Raw genomic sequence first — 24,434 nt, 5'->3', positions numbered from 1 at the left:
GTTTTGATCACGCGCGTTTGGATGGTGCAAACGCTGTCTTTCAGTATATACGTTAACATGGCGCTTATCGTTCAGGCATCGCCCGTTTTATGATGGCTTTGGCATCAACCTCGGGGGGCAATGTACCGTAGTGGTGAAAATGTCCTTCGCCCAGCCGTGCAATGACAAAAGCCTCGGCAATCATGCTATCCCCGTAAACCAGTAAGGTGGCGGATTGCCACAGCAACGCCAGTTGCTCCATTACCCGGCGGGCACGCATTTCAATGTGTTGGGGGTTGGCTAATTCATCTTGCAATGCCGCGAGCGCGGTATCAAATAAGGGGTGTTTTGCCGATGCCAGTGCCAGTTCAGCCATCAGGGCGTCCAGCGTCTCTGGCTCACGTTGCAGGACCCGCAACAAGTCCAGACACTGCACATTGCCGGAACCTTCCCAGATGGCATTGACGGGCGCTTCCCGATACAAACGGTTGGTTACATTCTCGTCCACGTAGCCAACGCCACCGATGCATTCCATTGCCTCGTAGGTATGTTGAATGGCCCGCTTACAGATCCAATATTTGCCAATCCCGGTAGCACTGCGTACCAGTGCTGCCTGATGAGGATCATCGGCATGGTCTAAGGCCTTGGCAATGCGCAGTGAAATCGCCAGGGCGGCTTCTGCTTCGAGCGCCAGATCTGCCAACACGTTGCACATCAGGGGTTGATCATGCAGGTTCTTGCCGAACACCTGTCGGCCGTGGGTATGCCAGATGGCTTCCTTGGCTGCCTGTGCCATCAGTGCACTGGAGCCGAGCATACAATCGTAGCGGGTCAGCGCCACCATCTGAATAATGGTCGCAATGCCCCGTCCTGGTTGTCCCAGCATCCAGCCGTGGGCGCCTCTGAATTCAATTTCGGAGCTGGCGTTGGAGCGGTTGCCCAGTTTGTTCTTCAGACGTTGGATGTGGATAGGGTTTTTGCTGCCATCATCCCGCCATCGCGGCACCAGGAAACAGCTCAGTTGTTCATCGGCCTGAGCCAATACCAAAAACGCATCGCACATCGGCGCGGAACAAAACCATTTATGCCCCGTCAGTGAATACAACTGTCCGGCGCCGGCAGCGCTGACGGGATCAGCAATGGTGGTGTTGGCGCGCACGTCGGAGCCGCCTTGTTTTTCGGTCATGGCCATGCCGATGGTAACCCCCGGTTTGTCGAACCAGGGTTGATTGCTGCCATCATATTCCAGCGACAGTATCTTGGGTAACCAGCGTGCGGCAATCTCCGGTTGTGTTGAAATGGCGGGAACACTGGCGAAGGTCATGGTCAGCGGACAGCCGGAACCGGGATCGGCGTGGTTATGCAGGTAGGCGATGGCGCCTCTGATGACATGGGCACCCGGCTTTTTGTCTGTCCACGGCATCGCACAATGGCCATGGGCAACCGCATGTGACATCAATTGGTGATAAGCAGGGTGATAATCAACCTGATCGATGCGCTGACCAAAGCGGTTGTGGGAGTGGAATTCCGGTAGGTGTTTGTTGGCGAGAAAGCCCGCCTGTTGCAGGTCATGACCAATTCGATGGCCAAACTGCGCCAGGTGTTGCGTGCCCCAATCCCCGCCAAACTGGCTGACCCAGTATTGCAAGATGCGATCGGATTGGAACGCATTATAGTTTTCCAGCGCCGCTGGTTGGTTAAAGACCTCGTGTGTTTCGGCCGGTGGATGCGATGGGGGCATATGGGTGTCCTGTTATTGCGCAGGTAGTCAGACTACGTTGCGCCACAACCCGGGGGGTTGTCAAATTCAGGGCAGTGATAGTGCGCAATACGAATACACCTGGCTATTTTGTGGGTGAAGATGTTCCGGTGAGTTTTAACCGTTGTTGCTGGCGCATCGCCTCAAGTTCAGGAGAGTGAGCCTCTGGATAGATCCACACCCATGGCCACCATTGGTTTTGTGTGTAGGGCTGAGCGAGTTCAGAATAGACAGGTGTTGCGCGATTGTCCGTATGAGCCTTAATAAACCGGTACGTGTCTGTTACCTGCAACGTCTCGGGCAAAGTGTTGTTCAGGTGTGTTAACACAGTGCGCCAATCTGCACCCTGGCCTCGCGAGTCCTCTAAAAGGTTAACCAGTCCATTGATGGCGTGCTGATTGCGATAATTGGCAATAGTACGACTATTGGGTTGCAGCCGTTGCTTAAAAAACGTCACGCCGCGGCTGCGCTGTTCGGTGAAAACATACTTCTGATACAGCAACGGCAGCAGACTGAACATGCGGTTGTCCAGTAATTCCGATTGCTCCAGCAATTGAATCGCGATGTCGTCGTCCCGTTGTGGCATAACAAAACGCGTGAAACTGCGCCACAGCCGCGCATCATTAGAGTCACCGTACAGCGTCGCGGTCTGGGCGAAATACTGTTGAGCCTGTTGTGTCATACCTAATTGCAAATACAACAGGCCCAGGTAGGCGGTGTTGGTGGGCGACCCTTGGTCAATGGCCAGACATTGCTGCATCGCGGTGATGGCATCGGCGAGTTTGCCTTGTTGTTCAAGGATCTTGGCGCGCCACACATACGCCCAGGTATACTGGCTATCGATGTCTGTTGCTTTGTGGGTGTAGGCCAGTGCTTGTTCCAATTCCCCGCGCCAAAAATGTACGATGGCCAGATTGACATTGACCCAGGGAGACAGAGGGTCGGCGCGCAAGGCCTGTTCGCTGAACGTCAGTGCCATGTCAGGTTGATTACGGGCCAAGGCAAGTTCTGCGTTCAGGTACAGGGCTGTTGTGTGATTGGCGTTTGCACTTAACACCTTGTCCAGCGCGCGTTGTGCGGTATCAAACTCGGCACCGGAGGTTGCCAGTATCGCCCTGGCCAACAGCGCATTGGTTTCATCTGGTTGTATGGCCAGCGCGCGCTCAATCGCTTGTCGGGACTTTTGTGTTGCGGTTGCTTTGTCCATGTACAGGTCATGATAGTCATAGCGTGCATAAATGTAGGCTAACGCACCATGGGCCGCGGCGAATTCGGGATCGCGTTGTGTCGCTTCAGACAGCGCACTTTCGGCGCGATAAAACCATTCGCTGGTTTTTCCATTCATCCACCAGTAAATACCTTTCAGATAGTGCTGGTAGGCTTCCACATCCGGCATGCTCCCATTCCCGTCGGAGACAGGCTGTTGGTTTTGCTCTGGCAGCATGGCTTGCACAAGGTTGTCGGCAATGTCCGACTGAACCTCAAAAATGTCACTCAGTGCTTTTTGATAAGTTTGTGCCCACACCGTTCTGTCAGACGCCGCATCGACCAACCGCACTGAAATGTTATATGCGCTGTTTGTCTTGCGCACGCTGCCTTCCAACACAAATTGCACCTGTAGCTGTTCGGCGAGTTCTTGGGTTGTGAGACCTTTCCTTGCCAGTGCAAAGGTTGAATAGCGCGACGGTATCTCCAGCGCATCGAGTTTTGCCAGGTGGCTGAGTAATTCGTCCGGCAATCCTTCTGCCAGATACAGGGTTTGTTCATCGCCACTGAGGTTTTTCAGTGGCAACAAGGCAATGGACGGAGTCTGTAGTTGGGCCGACGAGCTTTGCTCCGTCGTCTTGGAGGAATACCACCACCACAGTAGTGCTGCAAGTATCAACGCTAGGAAGGCAATCAACATCGGTCGCTTGTGCGCGCCGGCATCACTATTCCCCGGTCGCGCAGAGGGGATCGCAGCACTGGGGTCGTCGCCGGAGGGAGGCGTGGTGTCTGACCCACGCTGGTCATCCTGCAGCCAGGTGATCCGGGCTTTAAGGCGATAGCCTTTTTTGGGAATGGTTTGAATGAGCTGTTTGTCTTTACTGTCGTTAAAAATTGCTCTGAGTTGTGAGATGGTTCTGGTCAATGCTTCTTCCACCACCACTCGGTCACCCCAAACACTGCTCAGTAGTGCTTGTCTGCTGACTGTCTGGCCAGCATTCAATGCCAGTTCATACAGCACGCTCATGGCTTTAGGTTCAACATGCTGTGATGCCACGCCGTCAGACACCGTATTGTCACCCACATCAACGATATAGTCATTAATGGTGAAGCTGCCATTTTCCGTGCTGTGGTGGTGCAAACCCGTGTTTCTCCCTTACCTGAATGCCCTTGGGGGCAGCATTGGTTTTTCATTAGGAATTCATCGGTCTTTCATTGCCTCTCCATCAGGCAAATCCACACCTGTTAGAACCATACTCAGATCCGCTCCAGGACTCAATGGCTAAACGCGAAGGGCGAGCGACCTGAGCAACACCGCCATTGGGTCGGGATTTTGTTTGTCTATCACTGCCTCATAAGGGGACCGTTATGCCACACACCAAAAACGCTTTTATCAGAACTGCTTCACTATCGCTGGTATGCGCGATACCGCTATTCCTGTCTGCTGTCAGTCATGCCAGTGAGCCTTCAACGGCAAACAGCCTGCGGTTGCAGACCAGTGTCGAAGATGTCAACGGTGTACGAGATATTGAGGCAGGGAACCTGAACGATGGATTGCGTAAAACGCTGGCAACCCTCAGTCGGACAACTGTCGCCAGTCAACGACAACCCTTGCTGAACAATCTGTGTGCAACCTATATTGCCCTTGAGCAGTTGTCATCGGCGCACAGTGCCTGCGATGCAGCGGTGTCCTCTGGTAGTCGCAATGCCGTCGCGTTGAACAACCGTGCAGTGCTGAATTGCAAAGTTGGCAATGCCAAACAGTGTGTGGATGATCTCAAGCAGGCACAGCGCCTGCGCAAAGTGGATGAAGTGATTGCAGCCAACCTGTCGCTGGCACAACAAACAATATTGATTGCCGCTCAGTAACCACGGCCCACATCATAGGGCAGTGGACGGTGTCAGAAGCATTGTATTGATGCATTAAAAAAGGCGGCCAACAGGCCGCCTTTTTCGTTTTCCGCGACAAACTACTTCATGTCGAAGCGGTCCGCCTGCATGACCTTAACCCATGCGTCTACAAAGTCATTGACCAGCAATGCTTCACCGTCAGATGAACCGTAGACTTCAGCGATAGCGCGCAATTCGGAGTTGGAGCCGAAAATCAGGTCTACCGGAGTGGCGGTCCATTTCAGTTCGCCAGACGAGCGATCCCGACCTTCGTACAAGGACACATCATCGGCTGAGGGCTTCCACACGGTGTCCATGCTCAACAGGTTGACGAAGTAGTCGTTCGTCAGTGTGCCAGGTTTGTCGGTAAACACACCATGCTTGGCACCACCGGTATTGGCGTTCAGGGCACGCATTCCACCCAACAATGCGGTGGCTTCAGGTACCGTCAAGTCCAGTTGATCGGCTTTGTCGACCAACATTTCAGTCGGTGAGCGGTAAGCCTTGTCGGCGTTGTAGAAGTTTCTGAATGCATCCGCATGAGGCTCAAGCAGGCTGAAGGACGTGACATCCGTTTGCTCCTGCGTGGCATCAGCCCGTCCAGGGGCAAACGGCACAGACACTTTATGGCCAGCGTCAGCGGCGGCTTTTTCAATCGCTGCAGCACCGCCCAGCACAATCAGGTCAGCCATTGATACTTTGCGGCTGCCAGAGCCTTTATTAAAGCGAGACTGAATGCCTTCAAGTACATTGAGCACTTTGTTGATCTCTGCCGGATTATTGACTGCCCAATCCTTCTGTGGTGCTAAGCGCAGGCGGGCGCCGTTGGCTCCACCACGCATGTCACTGGCACGGAAACTGGCAGCGGAAGCCCAGGCCGTACGCACCAGCTCTGGTACTGACAGACTGCTGTCCAGGATGTGCTTCTTCAGCTTCTTGATGTCACTGTTATTGATCGGTTTGTGTTTGACCTCTGGGATGGGGTCTTGCCAGATCAGTGCATCATCCGGTGCGGTGTTGCCGACATAGCGGCTGGTAGGACCCATGTCACGGTGGGTCAGTTTGTACCAGGCTTTGGCGAATGCCAGACGGTATTCTTCCGGATTGGCCAGGAACCGTTCAGCAATTTTACGGTATTCCGGATCAAACTTAAGTGCCAGGTCTGCGGTGGTCATTACCGGTGAATTGAATTTGCCCTCAACATGGGCATCCGGCACCGAGCTGTGTTGGGATTTGTCTTTCGGTACCCACTGAATAGCGCCTGCTGGACTGCGGGTTTGCTCCCATTCAAGGTTGAGCAGATTTTGCAGATACAGTGTGGTCCATTGGGTAGGAGCCTGGGTCCAGGCGCCTTCCAGACCGCTGGTAACCGTGTCTTCAGAATGTCCTTTACCACAGTTATTCTTCCAGCCCAGGCCCTGATCCTCAATAGGACCTGCTGCAGGCTCGCGGCCCAGACATTCTTCCGGCTTGTGTGCGCCGTGCATTTTACCGAAGGTGTGACCACCGGCGACCAGTGCCACGGTTTCCTCGTCATTCATGGCCATCCGGCCAAAGGCGACACGTATGTTCTTAGCGGATCCGACAGGATCAGGCTTGCCTTTGGGGCCTTCCGGATTGACATAGATAAGGCCCATGTGCGTTGCACCGAGAGGGCGCTGTAATGTGCCGTCTTTTTCTTCCCGATCACTGGCCAGCATTTCTACCTCAGGGCCCCAATACACAACGTCTGGTTCCCAATCGTCCGGACGACCGCCGGCAAAGCCATAGGTCTGGAATCCCATGTTTTCCAAGCCAACGGTACCGGCCAGGATCATCAGGTCACCCCAGGACAACTTGCGACCATACTTCTGCTTCAAAGGCCACAGCAGGCGGCGGGCTTTGTCCAGATTGCCGTTGTCTGGCCAGCTGTTGAGCGGGTCAAAACGCATCTGACCACCGCCGCCACCGCCGCGACCATCGAGGGTACGGTAAGTACCGGCACTGTGCCATGCCAAACGGATAAAGAACGGACCATAATTGCCGAAGTCTGCTGGCCACCAATCCTGTGAGGTGGTGAGCAGTTCGTTCAGATCTTTCTTGACCGCCTCCATGTCTAAAGACGCAAACTCTTTGGCGTAATCAAAGTCCTCGCCGTAGGGGTTAGAACGGGCGTCATGGTCCCGCAATGGGGATAAATCAAGTTGCTCTGGCCACCAGAACTGATTGTCTCGTGCCTGCTCCATTGCATTCGTTGTGGCGGCAATGGGAGAAAGGGCCAAGGCGATTGCCGCGGCCAACGGAATGGTTTTTTTCATGGTTTGCTTCCCTCTGTGTCCTGAAGGTATTTAATTTACCGTCCAAACTATAGTCGCTAACCAATCGATTAGGGAGCGCATATGGTTGATAAAAATCGATTGAGTTAATAGGAATTGCTGATGCTGCCTTTACGCGAGGCGCGTCATAATTGCTTGCCAGGGAAGATGCAGTGAATCACCGGCGTGGGGTTGTAGTCTGGGGGTGTTTGAATGATAATAAATGATAATTATTTCTATTTGGAGTTTTGTCATGGCCGATTCAACGATGACCCTGTGGCAGTTGGCTGCCAATCAGACTGCTAAGGTATTCGGACTGGCTGAAGCTATGTCACCTGAAGTGGCAAGCCGGTTGCGCCAAATGGGTTTTTATCCTGGTCAGTCAATTCATTGTTTGCGCCGCAGTCCATTGCAGGGACCGCTGGTCGTGCAACTGGGAGATTGTGTTTACTCCCTCGACAAGCAAGTCGCAGAAGGGATTGCGCTACATCCCTAATTCCTATTGATTTTTCAGGCAGTACTGCCGCCATCCATATGTGAGCAGAGATCGTGTTAGCTGAGCATCCATCCCATTTACAGTCCGTTAAACGTCATATCATTCTGGTCGGAAAGCCGAACTCCGGCAAAAGTTTGTTGTTCAATCAGCTGACCGGATTGCGTCAGAAAGTGGCCAATTTTCCCGGTGTCACCGTTGAGCTGAAAAGTGGACAGATGGGAGCGTTTGAAGTGGTGGACTTTCCGGGAACCTATTCACTGAGCACCTTGTCACGGGACGAAGAGATCGCCATCGAAAAGCTCAATGAAGCGGTGAACAGCGATGTCACTGCGTTGTTGGTTTGTGTGCTGGATGCCACGCGCCTGGAGCGCAGCCTGGTGTTTGCCATGCAAGTGCAGGCGCTGGCCAAGCAGCACGGCAAAGCCGTGGTGTTTGTGTTGAACATGATTGATGAAGTGCGACGTTTCGGTCACCACATTGATACCCAGGCGCTGAGTAAAGCGCTGGGCAGTCCGGTTTTTGCCTTGTCTGCCAAGTCCTTGGAAGGGGTGCACGAATTCAAACAGGCCTTGCCTGAGCTGGTGGAGCGAGCGGATCAGTTGTTGCCTGAACACGTCAGTGAAGATGAGATCAGCGTTATCCAGCGCAGTCAGTCGCTGGCACAGGAGTTTGGCATTCAGACCGATGTCGTCCTGAAGCGGCAAAACCGTATTGATGCGTTTCTGCTCAACAATATGCTTGGCGGGGTTGCCTTTCTGGCCATCATGTTCTTGTTGTTTCAAAGTATTTTCACCTGGGCTACGCCGTTGATGGACGGTGTGGAAGAGGGCATAGGGGCACTCGCGTCAGCCGTCACAGGGATGATAGGCCCCGGTATGCTGACGGACTTTCTCAATGACGCGATTTTTGGTGGGGTAGGGTCTTTTCTGGTGTTCGTCCCGCAAATCATGGTGCTAACGTTTATCATCGGCGTGCTTGAGGACAGTGGCTATCTGGCCCGAGCGGCGTTGATATGCCACAAACCGCTGAGCTACTTCGGGCTTTCTGGTCGCAGTTTCATTCCTTATCTGTCGGGGCATGCCTGCGCCATTCCGGCGATATTTGCTGCTCGCACCATCGAATCACCCCGCAAGCGTCTGATCACCATGATGACCATTCCGCTGATGTCCTGCTCTGCACGTTTGCCGGTTTATGCACTATTGATTGCGGTATTGATCCCGGAGAAGGTGTATTTTGGCGGGCTTATCGGTTTGCAGGGTGCCGCCTTTTTCGGCCTATACTTCTTCGGCATCATCATGGCACTGGTGGTCAGTGCTTTATTAAACCGCTTTACCCGAGACAACGAGTCGTTGACTGATATGCCATTTATCCTTGAGTTGCCGACTTACCGTCTGCCCCATTGGAAGCCTTTGATGCATCGGGTACTCAATAGTGGGAAGCAATTTATCCGTCGCGCCGCGCCGGTGATTTTTATGGTGTCTCTGGTGATTTGGTTCCTCGGTTATTTTCCTCAGGATCAAGGTTTGCAGAACTCCTATTTGGGTCAGTTGGGTCATTGGATTGAGCCGATCTTTGAGCCCATGGGGCTGGATTGGCGCTATGGTGTGGCAATTCTGATGTCATTCCTGGCGCGGGAAGTGTTTGTCGGCGCGCTGGGAACCCTGTTTGGTATCGACGGGGCCGAAGACAATCTGGTCGGTCTCGCCAGTCAGCTACAACAGGATGGTCTTACCCTGGGGGCCGGGATCGGTCTTCTGCTATTTTACGTTGTGGCACTGCAATGTGTGGCCACCGTCGCCACATTGCGCGGTGAAACCGGTCGTTCACGGATTGCCTGGGGACTGGTACTGGCCTATGGGGTGCTCGCCTATATCATCGCAGTGACAGTCAATACAGTGATTGGCTGAGTTTGCGCTAATGTTCTTTGCCATCCTGATAAGCAGGGATGGCCAGATGCCTCCGGATACGCCATGACTGCATGCGCACAATGTGCAGGCGTTCCGGTACTCTTTCTTGTCTGATTTCCCACCTTCAAACCCGTTTTTCAAGGGGGGGAGTCTCCGCCTTTCAGCAAATATCTGCCAATAAAGCTGTTAAATCACGCCATCAGCCGAAGGGGACACCTGCTCGGCAAAAACGCAATAAACACTATTGCAAATAATAATCATTATCATTAAGATCCGTTCACTTTCAAGCAACGGTATTAGTGAATATGATCTCCCTGTCCCGCTCCTCATTCTGTTTATCCCTGTTAACCATGGCTTGCCAATCCGCATTGGCTGAGCAATCGTCACCGCGCCCGTCAGATGTGTGGTTACCGGACGATGGTGTCGAAAAAGTGGTTGTGGTGGGGCAGCGCACCAATCCGTATCTGGTTGAACAAGCCTCGGGTGCTTCAAAGCTAACCTTGTCCCTGGACGAAATCCCCCAGTCTGTGTCAGTGCTGAGTGCTCAGCAACTGGGAGATTTCGATCTCAACAGCCTTAACGATGCGATGGCCAATACGGTTGGCGTCAATGTTGAACAGGTCGAAACCGATCGAACGTACTACACCGCCAGAGGGTTCGACATCACCAATTTCCAGGTAGACGGCCTCGGGCTACCGGTATTTTCCGGCAATACTCACGGTGATATTGATACTGCCATCTATGAGCGAATTGAAGTGATCAGGGGTGCCAACGGTATGATGACCGGTATCGGTAATCCCTCAGCAACCATTAACATGGTGCGCAAGAAGCCCACACAAGCATTGCAAGGCAGCGTGCAGTTGCAGCGGGGTAGTTGGGACACTCATCGTCTGGATGTTGACGTTTCTGGCAGTCTTACTGATGGAGTGCGTGGGCGGGCTGTGCTGGCGTACCAGAACGGTGACTCGTATCTCGACCGTTACGGGTTAGAGAAGCAATTGGCCTATGGTGTTATTGAGGCTGACCTCAGTGCCGACACCCTTCTGCGCGTCGGTGTCAGTCGTCAGAACAGTGAAGCGCAAGGTAACATGTGGGGCGCATTGACGCTGTACTACGGTGACGGTTCGGCCACCAATTTTGATCGCTCAACAAACACATCTGCAGACTGGTCGCGCTGGGATGTTGAGGATACACGCTATTTCACTACCCTTGAACATCGCCTGAATGAGCAGTGGTCCCTGACCGCCGCATACTCTCGTCGGGAAACCGACGAAGATTCTCTGTTGTTTTACACCTACCTGGTCGCGCCGCTGGATCCTGACACCGGCCTGGGTTTGCAGGGCTACGCCAGCGAGTATGATCTGGACGACAAACATGATCTGATGGATGTGTATGTCCGTGGGGAATTTGGCGCCTGGGGACAACAGCATGAAGTGGTGGTAGGACTTAATTATTCGAAAATGGCCTATCAGGACATCTCGCTGTACGATTTTCACAGCGGTAAAGGTTTCCCACCCATTCCGGCCATGCCGTCATGGGATGGCAATGTGGACTTTCCTGAGTTAACCGACACCTCTGACGCATACTACAGTGACGTTACCGAGCGTCAAAAAGCGGCCTATGTGGCCACACGATGGTCGCTGAACGACACCACCGCCTTGATGGTCGGCGCACGCTACAATGACATCAGTGTGGACGGCATTTCCTATGCGCAGGATGAAGGTCTGTCTGATCAGGAGCTGATCCCTTACGTCGGGTTGGTTTATCAGGTGACGTCCAACACCAACCTGTATGCCAGTTACACCGAGACGTACCGTGGCCAAACGGAGCGCAACGCGCAGCGGGAGCGCCTGCCGGCGGTGACCGGGCAGGCCCGAGAAATTGGCGTAAAGCATAGCCTGTCTTCCCAGCAAGGGCTGCTGACCCTGGCCTATTTCGACATCACCCAGGCCGATCTGGCGGTGTTTGGTGGCAATACGACCGATGAAAACGGCATCGTTTATGATTATTTTGTGCCTGCAGAAGGGATCACCAGTCAGGGATTTGAGGTCGAACTGACAGGCGAACTGTTGCAGGGCGTGCAGGGCAGCATTGGTTACACCCAATTTGACATCGACGGCGACCAAACCGTCGAGGCGTACACCCCTGAAAAAATGCTCCGCCTGGCTTTAACGTACTCGCCGTCGGCGCTGGAAGGTCTTACCCTCGGGGCCAGTGTGCAGTGGCAAGGGGCGATTTCCCGTCAGCAAGGGGTCGTCAGTGATGGGTTTGCCAATGCCGGTGAGGCCATCGTTTCAGAGCAGTCAGCCTATACCAAAGTAAACCTGATGGCCCGATATCAGATCAGCGCCAGTGTTGCCCTGACAGCCAACATCAATAATCTCAGCGACGAAAAGTACCTTACCAGTCTGTATTGGGCGCAAAGCTACTACGGTGCGCCCAGAAATGGCAGTGTGGCCATTCACTGGACATTCTAGTTCAGTGGAGCAATCCGCGGGCAGGCCATTCCGTCTGCCCGACTTCAGGCGTGCAAAATCCTGCATTGATCGCCTGAGAAACATTGTTGTCAGACTGCCGCTTCTGGCACAATGCTGCCACACTAGGTTTGTGAGCACTGCACGATGAATACATGTAGCACTTTGCTGTCATTCGTGGCCCTGTGCGCAGTCACTCTGGCTGCGCCGGTTCAGGCCGCGGATATCTTCATGACCCGACATTTTGAAAAACAGGCCAATGTCCAGGACCCGGGGTTAACACCTACCGGTCAGCAACGGGCTATCCAACTGGCGACGCTGTTGTCAGATAAAGAATTGGTCCGGGTATATGCAACCGATTATCGCCGCACGCAGCAAACTGCATCGCCAACCGCTGACTCCCAGGGACTTGCAGTCACCTCCTATGATCCGATGAACCCGACTGCATTACTCGACAGTCTGAAGGACATTGAAGGTGCTGTGTTAATTGTAGGTCACAGCAATACCGTGCCGCCATTGATTGAACGGCTGACCGGCCAGCGCATTGAAATCGGCGAAAGCGATTACGGTACCTTGTATCGGGTTTCTGAACAGCAGGGGCAACGACAGTTAACGATGCAGGAGGTTTCCGTTGCAACGCCATGATAGCGCCGCCGTTGCCGTTGACCGACTGGTGGTTCGTTATCCGAATACGCAACGGCCTGTGTTGGACATTCCGCACTGGCAGGTCGAGCACGGACAGCATGTGTTCTTATATGGCCCGTCGGGATCTGGAAAGTCAACGCTGTTGAGTGTGTTGGCCGGGATACTGCCTGCCAGTGAAGGCGAAGTGACTGTACTGGGTCAACCGTTGGGTGAGTTGTCCTCCCGACAATGTGATCGGTTTCGGGCCCGCCACATTGGTATGGTGTTTCAACAGCACAATCTCATCCCGTATCTCAGCGTCCGTGACAATGTTTTGCTGGCGGCCCAGTTTGCCGACCAGTCACGCACAGAAACACTGTCAATGCTGACCCATCTGTGTGAGCGCATGCAATTGCCCGCTGAGCTCCAGGAGCGTCCGGCCATGACTCTCAGCGTAGGGCAGCGTCAACGGGTGGCCATTATCAGGGCGTTAATCAATCGCCCGTCATTGTTGATTGCGGATGAACCCACCTCGGCCCTGGATGAAGAAAACCGCGAACGCTTTATGGGGTTGCTGATGGAAACCCTACAGCAGCAAGGCGCATCGATGGTGTTTGTCAGTCATGATCATCAACTGGCGGGGCACTTTTCCCAACAGTTGGATTTGCGTACCCTGAATCAGGTGGAATACGACCATGTTGATTAAACTCGCCTGGCAGAGCTTATTGTACCGTTGGAAGACGGCACTTTGGACCACACTGACATTGGCGATCAGTGCGTTGGTACTGTTGGCCGTGGTGCATGTTTCACAGCAACTCAAAAGCAGCTTTGAACGCTCAGTTTCCGGTGTTGATCTTATCGTTGGCCCGCGCACCAGTGACATCAACCTGTTGCTGGCCAGTGTTTTTCATATGGGAACGCTGCCGACCACGGTATCCAGCGACAGTTTTTCACATTGGCAGCAGCACAAAGACGTTGAATGGGCCGTCCCTTTGGTGGTCGGCGACAGTTTTCAGGGGTACCCGGTGGTGGGTACCGAAGCGGCATTCTTTAGCCACTATCAGGTCGATAAACAGCCGCTGGACTTTCAGTCTGGCGGCATTTTTACCGAGCACCATGATGTCGTTTTGGGGGCATTGGTCGCTCGCCAGCAGAAATTGTCTGTGGGCGATACTCTGCACCTTTCTCACGGTACGGCGCGGGTCAGTTTTAAGCAGCATGGTGAACACACCTTTCATGTGGTCGGCATTCTTTCACCCACCGGAACACCGGTGGATAAATCCCTGTGGATAGACAAGGGCGCTGTTAGTGAATTGCACGGTAGCAGTGCTTCTGAACAAGCCATCAACAGCTTTCTGTTGGGGGTTTCTTCGCCTTTCGCGGTGCTGCGGCTACAGCGCGCTATTAACCAGTTTGACCAGGAGCCGCTCAGTGCAATCATGCCCCGACTGGCGATGACCTCATTGTGGTCGCTGCTCGATAGCGTCGAAGTACTGTTGATGGTCATTGGCAGCCTGGTACTGTTCGCGGCGTTGGGTGGTTTGTGTACTCAGTTGCTGGCGTCTATGGCACAACGCCAGCGTGAACTGGCAATGGTCAGGGCTATCGGCGCCGGGCCCGGTTTCGTGGTGCGACTTATTTTGATAGAAACTCTGTTCATGACCTTAGTCGCCGCTATGCTTGCTCTGTTAGTGCTGTGGCTAAGCGCGATGCTGCTGCAACCTTGGTTGTTGCAGACTTACGGGGTGATGATCAGCAGCAATGTGTTCACTACCCAAAGTGCTGGATTGCTTGGTTTGTTGGTCATCAGTGGACAAGTGGTCAGCCTGATACCGGCATTGAGTAGCTACCGGGCCACGCTGCAGCGTGCACTGATGGCTAGCGACTGAACGATGCCGAGGTATGAGTGCAGATAACCTTTTCTGCGCCCCACGAGGTACACTGAGGTGTATGAAGAGTGCATGGTTTATGGGTAAAAGGATGACCAACTGGTTGCGTACGCTGTTGATGCTGTTGTGCCTGTCGGGTGCAGCCAGTGCCGCCCAGCCGGTAACGACCTTTTCTCAGCCTTATGCTGACTGGCTGGTCGCGCTGAACAAACATCCCGACAAAATCATCAGCGAGTTGCAACGCCGCGATGCTGAGGCATTAAACAGCGATATCGAGCGGGCTCAATACCATTATGTGCTGAGCCTGGCCTATTACGCACAAACCTATCCTCGTCCGGCATTAGAGTATGCCAAGCGGGCAATGGCGTTGACCGATCCCCAAGTGCAACCGTGGTTATTCTTCCACGCTCGGCTGGCCGAATCCCTTGCCCTTGATTTACTGGCCCGCTCAGACGAAGGGTTGGTCGGCGCCAATGCCGCATTGGTGTGGGCACAATTGGCCGACAATACCGAATTGATGGTGCATGCCTTGTATGTCCGGGGACAGTTGCGGATCAGCCTGGTGGACTACCAGGGAGCTCTGCAGGACCTGCAGAATGCGTATGAACAAGCCTCGGACGATGGCCTTGTCAGTCGTGCTCACATTGCCAGTGTACTGGCGCTGGTGTATGAATACCGTCGCGAAGATGGACTGGCGGTGCCGTTTTTTGAGGAAGCTGCGAGTTACCACCGTGAACAGGGCAATACCCTTGAGTTGAGTGTCGCCCTGTACGGTCTTGGGCGGGCCAACAGCAATTTGGGCGAGCACGAACTTGGACGTCAGCAGCTGGAAGAGTCTGCCGAACTGGCGCGCAGTATTCGCGATCTGCAAGGTGTGGCTTATGCCTTAAAGGAACTCGCGGGGCTGGCCTTTCGCAGCAACGAATTGGACCGCGCCAAACGTCTGTACACTGAAGCCCAAAGCACTTTTGATCTTGCCCAAAATCGCTACATGCAGTTAGACACCTCCCTCAGTCTGGCGCGTATTGCGCTGGCAGAAGGGGTGCCTGACATCGCCTACCAGCACATCGAACGGGCATACGGTTTCCTTGATCCTGCAACCATGCCTTTGCAACAACTCGCTATCGATGAGATCAAGGCACAGTGGTTAGCCAAAACGGGCCAGTATCAGGCGGCCTATGAACAACTGCAGGCGACGGTGCCGCGCAAACAGAAACTGATGAGTGAACGCAGCACGGAACAATTACACAGTTTGCGCGCGCAATATGAAATCAACGCCAAAGAGCGGGAAAACCGGCTGTTAGAGCAACGCAACCATCTGACCCAGTCCGATTTGCAGAACAGTCGCCTGCGCTTTGTGCAACTGACATTGTTGTTTGTGGCGTCACTGATCATCTGTGTGTTGTTGATTGTGCTGGTGTATCGTACCCGCAAAGCCCGGGCGCAATTGGAGAGACTGGCCAACTATGACAGTCTTACCGGTGTAGCGAATCGTCGTTTCGCCCTTGAGCGTTTGCAACTGCAGTTGGAACTGGCCAACCGCCATGGTTTCGATTTGGTGGTGGTGATCGTTGATTTAGACCACTTTAAGCGCATCAATGATACCCACGGGCATGGCGTTGGCGATCAGGTGCTGAGCGAACTGGGGCAGCTTTGTCTACGTACTTTCAGGGCCACCGATGTGGTCGGACGGATTGGCGGTGAAGAGTTTCTGATCGGTCTGGTCCATACTGGCCTGGAAGATGCGAAAAAGATCATCAAGAGCTTTTCATTGAAGGTCAATGAACTGTCAGATCGCATTGGTATAGAGGGATTGCGGCTATCAATTTCCTGTGGCTTGGTGTTGAACAGAACGGATACGAGCCTGACCCAACTGATGGCCGAAGCTGACCAAGCCTTGTATGACGCCAAAGCCAATGGCCGTGATCAGTTTGTCGTGTGCACCCCAAAACAATGATGTCATAGCATGTCAGCGCAGAACCAAGGCTTTATCCTGACCCGCCAGCACCGGGACACGCCCTCCGGCATCGTTTTCGTCTATTGGTTGGTGACTCCCTCCGGGCCGATTAAATTGCAAGTGCCCGCGCAGCAAGCGGTGTTTTTTATTCCTGCCGACCAAGGACACAAAGCTGACCAGGTGTTGAGTCAGTCTGGGCTGCGCTGTCGTCGCAGTTCGGTGCCGTTGTGTACCTTCGGACATGCCCCTACAGAAGCGCTGTATTTTGATCGAATGAGTGATTATTACAGCGCCAGAGACCACCTTTTGGCCGCCGGCGTTGCGTGTCACGAACACGATGTCAAACCCACAGATCGCTATCTGATGGAACGCTTTATCTATGGCAGTTGTCGTTTTAGCGGGACGCGTATCGACGTACCCAGTCGGGTACTTCGGCGGCCCATCAGCGAGATCCGTCAAGGGCAACTGGCGCCAGGGAGCTGGCAGCCCAGGTTTAAGGTCATGTCACTGGACATCGAGTGTAGTGGCAGGGGGGAATTGTTCAGTGTCGGTCTGGTGCAGGGGCGTCATCAACGGGTGGTCATGATTGGTGCGCCGCAAGCTGACGATGATCCCGAATGGATCCAATGGGTTGAGAATGAGCAGGAATTGTTACTGGCATTGATTGAGCAACTGCATGTGCTCGACCCGGACATTCTGATCGGCTGGAACATCGTCAATTTTGACATGAAAGTGCTCGACCAGGCGGCCAGGCGCTGTGGTGTCAAACTGGCCCTGGGGCGGGATGGCACACCGATGTATTGGCGCGCCCCACGCGACGATACACTGCAGGCGTGGGTCAGTATAGAAGGGCGCAAAGTGGTAGATGGCATTGACAGCCTGCGCACCGCAACTTACCAGTTCGACAGTTTTGCACTGGAGCACGTTGCCCAGGCCCTACTGGGTCGGGGCAAGCTTTCTGACGATGTGGACAATCGGCTGGCGGCGATTGAGCATGACTTTGTACACAACAAACGGGCCCTGGCCGAATACAATTTGCAGGATTGTGTGTTGGTGCAGGACATTTTTGACCACACCCGATTGCTGTCCTTTCTGACTTTGCGTAGTCAGCTAACCGGACTTGAGTTGGATCGCAGTGGAGGCTCAGTCGCGGCTTTTCTCAACCTCTACTTGCCCAATGTTCACCGTGCCGGCTATGTGGCACCCATGCGACCTGCCAATGGAGGACTGGCTAGTCCCGGCGGCTATGTGATGAGTTCTCATCCGGGCTTGTATCAACATGTGTTGGTGCTGGATTTTAAGAGCCTGTATCCCAGCATTATTCGCACCTTCTGTATCGACCCGGTAGGGCTGGTGGAGGGACTTAAATGCCCTGAACAGGGGATACCCGGATTCAAAGACGCCGTGTTTTCCCGCACCCAGCATTACCTGCCGGACATTATTACTAGTCTCTGGCAACAGCGGGATGAAGCCAAAAAAGCCGGCGATGCACCCCGATCCCAGGCGATCAAAATTTTGATGAATTCGTTTTATGGCGTGTTGGGGTCTGGCGGATGTCCCTTCTATGATACGCGCCTGGCCAGTTCCATCACCTTACGTGGTCATGAAATCATGCAAACCACCGCGCGCTGGATAGAACAGGCAGGCTACAAGGTCATCTATGGCGATACCGACTCTACTTTTGTGTGTCTGGATGGTGAGCAGGACCTGCAATCCGCCACCGCCATCGGGCGGCGGCTACAAGATGACATTAATGCCCGCTGGCAAGCAAACATCCGCGATGAGTATGGTCTGGAATGCCACCTGGAAATCGAATTTGAAACGTACTTCAGTCCGTTTCTGATGCCGACCATTCGCGGCTCTGAACAAGGCAGCAAGAAGCGCTATGCCGGACGCCGACAACGACCAGAAGGCCAGGACCTGGTGTTTAAAGGATTGGAAAGCGTGCGCAGTGACTGGACCGCGCTGGCCAAGGGTTTCCAGCAAACGCTGTTCGAAAAAGTGTTTAATCAACAAGATGTACAGCATTACATCCAGGACATGTTGCTGCAGACCCGCAACGGTCAGTGGGATGATTTATTGGTGTATCGCAAGCGTTTGCGACAGGGATTGGAAAACTACCACAAAAATGTGCCGCCCCATGTCCGTGCCGCCCTGCATGCCAACGAGCAGCGTGCCCGACAGGGCAAGAGCCCGAAATACCAGGGCCGTGGTTGGGTGGAATATGTGATCACCACCCAGGGGCCGCAGGCCGTGGACAGTATCAGCGCACCGATAGACTATCAGCACTACATCGACAAACAGCTAAAACCCATTGCTGACGGCATATTGCCGTTTATTGGCCTGGACTTCAGCCGTTTGTCCGATGATCAGATGTCTCTCTTTTAGCTCGCGCTTAATGCTGGGGATGGAAAGAGTCATCGCTAAAATCAGGGTAGGTATCGATGCCCAGTGCTTTGTACAAAAAGCAAACCCCGAATGAACTGGATAACCACAGCATTGCACCGACCAACACCAGGATGCTGGTAACCACGGTGGAGAACATACCTTCAACTGCCAGCGCCAAAACCACGCAAGCGATAACGGAGCGAATAGCGGTGTCTAAAATGCCAACATTCTGTTTCATCAGGAAACTCCTCTTCAGGTTGATGATTTCACTATACGCTCGCCGCATGTCGGGATATTGATCTGTATCAAGGGGGTGGAATTAGGCGCTTTTTTTTACACTTGTAGAAACCCCCTGCAACGGCCTATAGTCAAACCAATCTCGAAGAGGAAGTTGCAGTGCTCAGTGGCAAAGTGTTGGTTATCGATGACGAACCGATAACCCTGGAAATGGTCAAGCATATCTTAGAAGACATTGTGTCTGGCGAACTGCTGTTGATGTCCAGTAGTATAGAGGCGATGGCTTGTGTTCAGACCTGTCGCGACGGCGATCTTGACCTGGTGGTATGCGACTGGGAAATGCCTGATCATACAGGGCTGGACATCCTTAAAGCCCTGCGCGCCGAGAGTCCCGATACACCGTTTTTGATGATGACCGGACACGCCAGCCGACAGTATGTGCTGGCCGCCATGCAGGCCGGGGTGACCGGTTTTATTGCCAAGCCATTCAAACAACAGGATCTGGTTGCTCGGGTGAGGGAGTGTATATCCCCAGCCGCCTGAGTTGCCGGAAATGTCTTCCTTTCCCGTTCAGTTAGCAAGGACCGTTATGGATTTTGACCGCATTATCGATCGTCGTTCCAATCAATCTTTCAAATGGCAGAAGTATGCTGGCAAAGACATTTTGCCGATGTGGGTGGCGGATACCGAATTTGCCTGCGCCCAACCCATTCTGGATGCCCTGCATGAACGGATCGATCATGGCCCACTGGGTTACCACTTGCCGGTTCAGCAGACCGGTGTCAACCAGGCCGTGGTCCGGTGGTTGCGGGATAAGCATGACTGGGATATCCGGCCTGAGTGGATCGTATGGACCCCGGGTGTGGTACCAGCATTTAACGTCGCATGCCGGGCTTACTGCCAACCGGGTGACAAAGTGATTGTTCAAACACCCAACTATCCACCGCTGTTGGCTGCGCCCGCGTTGCATGGTCTGACGAGGGTCGATGTGCCCAGTGTGGTGGAAGCGGGGCGTTGGACACTGGATTTTGCTGCTCTGGAAGCGGCAATGGCGGACCCCAAGTGTACGTTATTCATTCTGTGCAATCCGATGAATCCAGTCGGTTCGGTGCTCACCGCGCAAGAGTTGTCGCACATTGCCCGGTTGTGTGAACAGCATGACGTGATGCTGTGCTCCGACGAGATCCATTGTGATCTGATCCTGGAGCCGGGGGTACGCCACTTACCTGCCGGTAAGCAACCGGCTCTGGCTGGACGTTCAGTGACCCTGATGGCGGCCAGTAAAACCTTCAATATTGCTGGCCTTGGGACATCATTCGCCATCATTCCTGACTCACGAATTCGTCAGCGTTTTGAGTCTGCTGCCAAAGGCCTGGTGCCCTGGGCAAACCTGATGGGATTGGTCGCTACCGAAGCGGCCTTCACCCAATGCGATGACTGGTTGGAAGCGCAACTGCAATACCTGCGCGAAAACCGCACCCGGGTGACAGACATCATTGACGAGCACCCTGGATTACAGATGATTACGCCACCGGCAACGTTTCTGGCCTGGGTGGATGCCAGCGGTCTGGACAGTGATGATCCTCAGGGCTATTTCGAACAACGGGGTATTGGACCTTCCCCTGGTAAGGACTTTGGCGCACCTGATTTTGTGCGCATCAATTTTGGTTGTCCGAAAGCACACCTGGATACCCTGGCGCAGCGATTGAAGACGTGATCAGAACACACTGATCACTTTATAAACCCCCAGCAGCGTGACTGCACTGACGATAATGCCGCCGAGCAGGTTGGCGAGTATGCCGTTGCGGTGCTCGCCAAGGTGGTCGCTGCGGTTCATGATCCACAGCAGAAACACCGCGATAAACGGCAACAGTATTCCATTCGCCGCTTGTGCCAGCAGGATAGCCTGTAAAGGTTTTATCGCGGTAACAGCAAACACCGTTCCGATCAATAGCACACTGAACCACACGGCCCTGAAGCGGGTAGCATGCAGATCGGTGGGCCACTGGAATGCACCGCACACCGCATAAGCCGCCGCCAACGGCGCAGTGATTGCGCTGGTCAACCCGGCCGCCAGTAATCCCAATGAGAAAAACCACTGCGCATGGATACCGAGTAAAGGTTCCAACTGCTGGGCGATGGTGGCGGTGGTGAGTTCGGCGTTGTGATTGAAAAATGCGGTTGCGGATGTGGAGAGGATAGCCAGCGTCACCAGACCGCCCAAACCTACCGAAAGACCGGTGTCCCAGCGGTTGTTGCGCAGGGCTTCGCTAACCGGTTGGCGTTCATCACGGTGCCGGGCGACGGTACTGGCGTGTAAAAACAGGTTGTAGGGGACGACAGTGGTACCGACCAGTGCAATCACCATCAGTTCGCTGCCGCTCGGCAGTGTGGGTGCGGTCAATTGTGCGAACAGGGCACCGATATCAGGGCCGGCGACCACTGCGGTGGCAATGAACACCACACTCATCATGACGACCAGCGTGATCAGGCCACGCTCGACCCAATGGTGTTTCCCACTGCCCAGCAACATCAGCGCCAGCAGTGCAATCAGGCCGGCCCAGCTGGACGATGAAGCGCCTACCAGGGCACTGAGGCCCATGGCCGCACCGGTCAGATTGCCGCCCTGATAGGCGGCATTGCCAATGCCGATTGCGGTGACAATCAGGATCAGTATTACCAGCCGGAGTCCTTTGGCGTTAATACTGTTGCGAATGGCATCGGCCAATCCGTATCCCGACACCAGGCCCAGCCGTGAGGTCATTTCCTGCAACACCAGGGTTGCCAGAATCGAAAACAACAGTGCCCACACCAGGGCATAACCGTATTGAGCGCCAGCCATGCTGGCGGTGGTCACTGTGCCGGGGCCGATGAACGCGGCGGTCACCATCAGCCCGGGTCCCCATTTTTTCATTCGTACATCCACGGAGTTTTACGCCACTGTACCAAGTTGGCCGGCCGTGGCAAGGTCAGTGGATCAGAATGTGACGCGGGTCCCCAGCACCCAGCCCCGTCCCGGCAGCGGCGCATCTTCTTTCAGAAACGACGTGTGCACCCGGGCAGTTTCATCCGTCAGGTTATTGCCTTTGAGGTAGAAAACCCAGTCCTGATCACCGAAAGAGGTGTAATAGTTGACTGCCAGATTAATCAGGGTGTAGCCATCGGTGGGGGTTTCCATCAAAGCCGTTTTGTTTTGTTTTGCATAGTGTACGGCCGACAATTCGCCATGCCAGTCGCTCAGTTCATAATGCAGTTCGGCACCGATCCGCAGCGGCGGAATGCGCGGCACATTGCCATCATTGTCGAGCTTGGCACGGGTGTAATCCGCGTAGCTGGCGACACGGACAGTGTCGCTAATGTGCCAATCCATCTGCGCTTCAATACCGTACAGTCGGGCATCCTGTTGACGGAACAGGAAGATAGGCAAGGCATTGACAGCTTCTTCTTCTGCGTCTTCATGATCGTGGGCGTGCCCGGTATCGATCAGCAATCCGGTATCCTGCTGATACAGGTAGTCGTCCACCAGGTTGTAGAACAAACTGACGTCCAATGCGACATGTTGGTTACCAAAGCGGTAGCTGAGGTCCAGGTTAGTGGAGACCTCTTTCTCGATGTCGGTGTTGTCAGGGTAGAAATGTATGTCTCCGTCGGCATCGGCTTCAACCTCAAAGAAGGCGCCTACCTCATAAGTGTTGGTACCGATGTGCGGGCCATTGGCGAACAGTTCGGCAGCGGAGGGTGCGCGCTCAGAGCGGGCCAGGTTGATCGCAAAAGACTGGTTTTCTGACGCTTGCCATACCACCCCGGCAGACAGACTTACGGCAGTAAACTGCTGCTCTTCGATGGCGATTTCTTCGTCACCATGGTCTTCATCATCATGCTCGTCGCCGTGTTCATCCTCTGCGTAAAAGTCGTTGTCCGGGGTCAGCGTAACCCGTTCGACGCGGGCGCCGAGCTGCCAAAGCAGATCGCCATCACGCTTCTCTTCAAGTAAAAAAGCGGCCAGTGTTTTGGTTTCGCTGGGGGGCGTGAAGGCTTCCTCACCAATGGCTTCAAAGTCACTGCGCACCACATTGACACCGACAACCCCTTGCCACCCATTGAGTGGCGCGTGCTTCGCCCACAAGCGGGACTCATAGCTCTGGTTGTTAAACTGGGTGCCGGGAATGCCGTCTTCCAGCTCCTGATGTTGATAATCGGTGTAGGCATTGTGCCAATGCACCTCTGAAAACGGGCCTTGCAGGTTCAGCCAGTCAATGGCGGCCTGATAACGGTCTTGTTTCAGGTCAGCGGCGACGCTGATGTCTTCTTCGTGTTCTTCATGGCCTTCTTCATCCTCATGATGTTCTTCCTCACCACCATGACCGTGACCGGGGATCCCATACAGACTGTTGAGTCGTCCAACGGACAAGGCGATGCGGAAGTCATCACTGATATAGCCACCGCCAACGGTGAAGCCGTCGGCATCTATCGCTGTATTGTCCAGGGTGTCGCCATCGTGTTCATCATCAACCGCATCGGCGGGCAATTTGACATCGTCGGTTGAACGGTTAAAGGCATCCACGTGCCATGCGAACTCATCGACACCACCATCAAGGTTCAGGTTGAGGCTGTTCTCATTCGAAACCGTATCGTGAAGATAACCGATCTGTCCTTCCAGGGCGTCTGGTACAAAGCGGGGCAAACGATTGTCCACGACATTGACAACGCCGCCAATGGCGCCGCTGCCGTACAGTAGGGTGGCCGGGCCTCTGAGTACTTCAATTTGTGTGGCGGTGGAAGCTTCGCTGGACACCGCATGATCGGGACCAACCCGGGAGACATCGGAGACATCAAGACCGTTTTGCACAACTTTGATCCGAGGTCCGTCTAGTCCCCGGATCACCGGACTACTGGAAACCGGACCGAAATAGGTGCTGTGTACACCGGGCACGTTTTTGAGGGTTTCCCCCAATGTCGGGGCCAGGCGCTGCTTGAGGTCATCACCGGCAATGACCGACACCGGTGTGGCTGATTCCAGAACAGAGCGGTTCAGCGGTGAGGCTGTGACGACCAATTGCTCAATGGACTCTTCATCTTTCTGGGTTGGTTTTTGCTGTGCAACAGCTTGTTGGGTTAGGGCAGAACTGATCGCCAGGGCAATGACACAAGCGCGGGGGTAAACCATAGTCGTGTTCCATTATGTTATATTGTCACAAGTGATATGTGATAATATAACATTAATGCGGATAGGCAGGTCAACTACTTAGTGTGCCATTGAACGCTTTTTTGCCGCAGTCTGTCTTGGGCAACCTGATCAAGTTTGCTATGGTGGCAGGCAGTTGAACCCGTGGA

The 24,434-nt window shown here is 54.1% G+C and carries 17 protein-coding genes; 11 read left to right on the top strand and 6 right to left on the bottom strand.

Annotated features, from left to right (window positions below):
- Nucleotides 1-64: 64 nt before the first annotated feature.
- Nucleotides 65-1,720, bottom strand: a complete 1,656-nt coding sequence (locus LJ739_RS13580; protein ID WP_229161316.1) for an acyl-CoA dehydrogenase family protein — start codon at nucleotides 1,718-1,720, stop codon at nucleotides 65-67.
- 103 nt (nucleotides 1,721-1,823) lie between these two features.
- Nucleotides 1,824-4,085 carry a winged helix-turn-helix domain-containing protein gene (locus LJ739_RS13575; protein WP_229161314.1) on the bottom strand — a complete coding sequence of 754 codons (2,262 nt, stop codon included), beginning with the start codon at nucleotides 4,083-4,085 and terminating at the stop codon, nucleotides 1,824-1,826.
- Nucleotides 4,086-4,312: 227 nt separating this feature from the next.
- Between LJ739_RS13575 and LJ739_RS13570 the strand changes: the two genes are divergently transcribed.
- Nucleotides 4,313-4,813 carry a hypothetical protein gene (locus LJ739_RS13570; protein ID WP_229161312.1) on the top strand — a complete coding sequence of 167 codons (501 nt, stop codon included), beginning with the start codon at nucleotides 4,313-4,315 and terminating at the stop codon, nucleotides 4,811-4,813.
- 101 nt (nucleotides 4,814-4,914) lie between these two features.
- Here the strand turns inward: LJ739_RS13570 and katG are convergent, their stop codons facing one another.
- Nucleotides 4,915-7,131, bottom strand: coding sequence for a catalase/peroxidase HPI (gene katG, locus LJ739_RS13565; RefSeq protein ID WP_229161310.1), 2,217 nt, complete (start codon nucleotides 7,129-7,131; stop codon nucleotides 4,915-4,917).
- A 250-nt stretch (nucleotides 7,132-7,381) separates the two neighbouring features.
- On the opposite strand from katG, the gene LJ739_RS13560 reads away from it, so the two are divergent.
- The 8 genes from LJ739_RS13560 (at nucleotide 7,382) to LJ739_RS13525 (ending at nucleotide 18,863) form a co-directional block, all read left to right on the top strand.
- Nucleotides 7,382-7,624, top strand: coding sequence for a FeoA family protein (locus tag LJ739_RS13560; RefSeq protein ID WP_229161308.1), 243 nt, complete (start codon nucleotides 7,382-7,384; stop codon nucleotides 7,622-7,624).
- 53 nt (nucleotides 7,625-7,677) lie between these two features.
- The gene (gene feoB, locus LJ739_RS13555) at nucleotides 7,678-9,531 is read left to right on the top strand and encodes a ferrous iron transporter B (protein ID WP_229161307.1); all 1,854 of its coding nucleotides are present in this window, start codon (nucleotides 7,678-7,680) and stop codon (nucleotides 9,529-9,531) included.
- A gap of 305 nt (nucleotides 9,532-9,836) precedes the next feature.
- Nucleotides 9,837-12,008, top strand: coding sequence for a TonB-dependent siderophore receptor (locus LJ739_RS13550; RefSeq protein ID WP_229161676.1), 2,172 nt, complete (start codon nucleotides 9,837-9,839; stop codon nucleotides 12,006-12,008).
- Between the two features lie 144 nt (nucleotides 12,009-12,152).
- Complete coding sequence (locus LJ739_RS13545) at nucleotides 12,153-12,650, top strand: SixA phosphatase family protein (protein ID WP_229161306.1); 498 nt, start codon at nucleotides 12,153-12,155, stop codon at nucleotides 12,648-12,650.
- Complete coding sequence (locus LJ739_RS13540; RefSeq protein ID WP_229161305.1) at nucleotides 12,637-13,335, top strand: ABC transporter ATP-binding protein; 699 nt, start codon at nucleotides 12,637-12,639, stop codon at nucleotides 13,333-13,335. Before LJ739_RS13545 ends, LJ739_RS13540 begins: the two co-directional genes overlap by 14 nt.
- Nucleotides 13,325-14,518 carry an ABC transporter permease gene (locus LJ739_RS13535; protein WP_229161304.1) on the top strand — a complete coding sequence of 398 codons (1,194 nt, stop codon included), beginning with the start codon at nucleotides 13,325-13,327 and terminating at the stop codon, nucleotides 14,516-14,518. The genes LJ739_RS13540 and LJ739_RS13535 overlap by 11 nt, the downstream gene beginning before the upstream one ends.
- A gap of 91 nt (nucleotides 14,519-14,609) precedes the next feature.
- The gene (locus LJ739_RS13530) at nucleotides 14,610-16,475 is read left to right on the top strand and encodes a diguanylate cyclase (RefSeq protein ID WP_229161303.1); all 1,866 of its coding nucleotides are present in this window, start codon (nucleotides 14,610-14,612) and stop codon (nucleotides 16,473-16,475) included.
- A 9-nt stretch (nucleotides 16,476-16,484) separates the two neighbouring features.
- Entirely contained in the window at nucleotides 16,485-18,863 is a 2,379-nt protein-coding gene (locus LJ739_RS13525) for a DNA polymerase II (protein ID WP_229161302.1), read from the top strand.
- 7 nt (nucleotides 18,864-18,870) lie between these two features.
- Here the strand turns inward: LJ739_RS13525 and LJ739_RS13520 are convergent, their stop codons facing one another.
- Entirely contained in the window at nucleotides 18,871-19,101 is a 231-nt protein-coding gene (locus LJ739_RS13520; protein ID WP_229161301.1) for a YgaP family membrane protein, read from the bottom strand.
- Nucleotides 19,102-19,259: 158 nt separating this feature from the next.
- Here LJ739_RS13520 and LJ739_RS13515 point away from each other — a divergent pair, with 158 nt between their 5' ends.
- Both LJ739_RS13515 and LJ739_RS13510 read left to right on the top strand, forming a co-directional pair.
- Entirely contained in the window at nucleotides 19,260-19,643 is a 384-nt protein-coding gene (locus tag LJ739_RS13515) for a response regulator (protein WP_229161300.1), read from the top strand.
- A 46-nt stretch (nucleotides 19,644-19,689) separates the two neighbouring features.
- Nucleotides 19,690-20,817: a MalY/PatB family protein gene (locus LJ739_RS13510; protein WP_229161299.1), complete on the top strand. Its 1,128-nt coding sequence runs from the start codon at nucleotides 19,690-19,692 to the stop codon at nucleotides 20,815-20,817.
- Here LJ739_RS13510 and LJ739_RS13505 read toward each other — a convergent pair whose 3' ends face one another.
- Complete coding sequence (locus LJ739_RS13505) at nucleotides 20,818-22,014, bottom strand: Nramp family divalent metal transporter (RefSeq protein ID WP_229161297.1); 1,197 nt, start codon at nucleotides 22,012-22,014, stop codon at nucleotides 20,818-20,820.
- A gap of 63 nt (nucleotides 22,015-22,077) precedes the next feature.
- Nucleotides 22,078-24,267 (bottom strand): TonB-dependent receptor, encoded by a 2,190-nt coding sequence (locus LJ739_RS13500; RefSeq protein WP_229161295.1) that lies wholly within the window; start codon nucleotides 24,265-24,267, stop codon nucleotides 22,078-22,080.
- Nucleotides 24,268-24,434: the final 167 nt, after the last annotated feature.

This window comes from Fluctibacter halophilus, assembly GCF_020687825.1.
GTDB classification, from domain to species: Bacteria; Pseudomonadota; Gammaproteobacteria; order Enterobacterales; family Alteromonadaceae; genus Fluctibacter; species Fluctibacter halophilus.
The sequence above is the reverse complement of the archived record's forward strand: the minus strand, read 5'-3'. Positions and strand labels throughout refer to the sequence as shown.

Bases quoted from the DNA above. Each gene is read 5' to 3' on its own strand.
- LJ739_RS13530 (WP_229161303.1), top strand. From the start codon at position 14,610: ATGACCAACTGGTTGCGTACGCTGTTGATGCTGTTGTGCCTGTCGGGT.
- LJ739_RS13520 (WP_229161301.1), bottom strand. From the start codon at position 19,101: ATGAAACAGAATGTTGGCATTTTAGACACCGCTATTCGCTCCGTTATC.
- LJ739_RS13505 (WP_229161297.1), bottom strand. From the start codon at position 22,014: ATGAAAAAATGGGGACCCGGGCTGATGGTGACCGCCGCGTTCATCGGC.
- katG (WP_229161310.1), bottom strand. From the start codon at position 7,131: ATGAAAAAAACCATTCCGTTGGCCGCGGCAATCGCCTTGGCCCTTTCT.
- LJ739_RS13525 (WP_229161302.1), top strand. From the start codon at position 16,485: ATGTCAGCGCAGAACCAAGGCTTTATCCTGACCCGCCAGCACCGGGAC.
- LJ739_RS13570 (WP_229161312.1), top strand. From the start codon at position 4,313: ATGCCACACACCAAAAACGCTTTTATCAGAACTGCTTCACTATCGCTG.
- LJ739_RS13550 (WP_229161676.1), top strand. From the start codon at position 9,837: ATGATCTCCCTGTCCCGCTCCTCATTCTGTTTATCCCTGTTAACCATG.
- LJ739_RS13560 (WP_229161308.1), top strand. From the start codon at position 7,382: ATGGCCGATTCAACGATGACCCTGTGGCAGTTGGCTGCCAATCAGACT.
- LJ739_RS13580 (WP_229161316.1), bottom strand. From the start codon at position 1,720: ATGCCCCCATCGCATCCACCGGCCGAAACACACGAGGTCTTTAACCAA.
- LJ739_RS13500 (WP_229161295.1), bottom strand. From the start codon at position 24,267: ATGGTTTACCCCCGCGCTTGTGTCATTGCCCTGGCGATCAGTTCTGCC.
- LJ739_RS13535 (WP_229161304.1), top strand. From the start codon at position 13,325: ATGTTGATTAAACTCGCCTGGCAGAGCTTATTGTACCGTTGGAAGACG.
- LJ739_RS13545 (WP_229161306.1), top strand. From the start codon at position 12,153: ATGAATACATGTAGCACTTTGCTGTCATTCGTGGCCCTGTGCGCAGTC.
- LJ739_RS13510 (WP_229161299.1), top strand. From the start codon at position 19,690: ATGGATTTTGACCGCATTATCGATCGTCGTTCCAATCAATCTTTCAAA.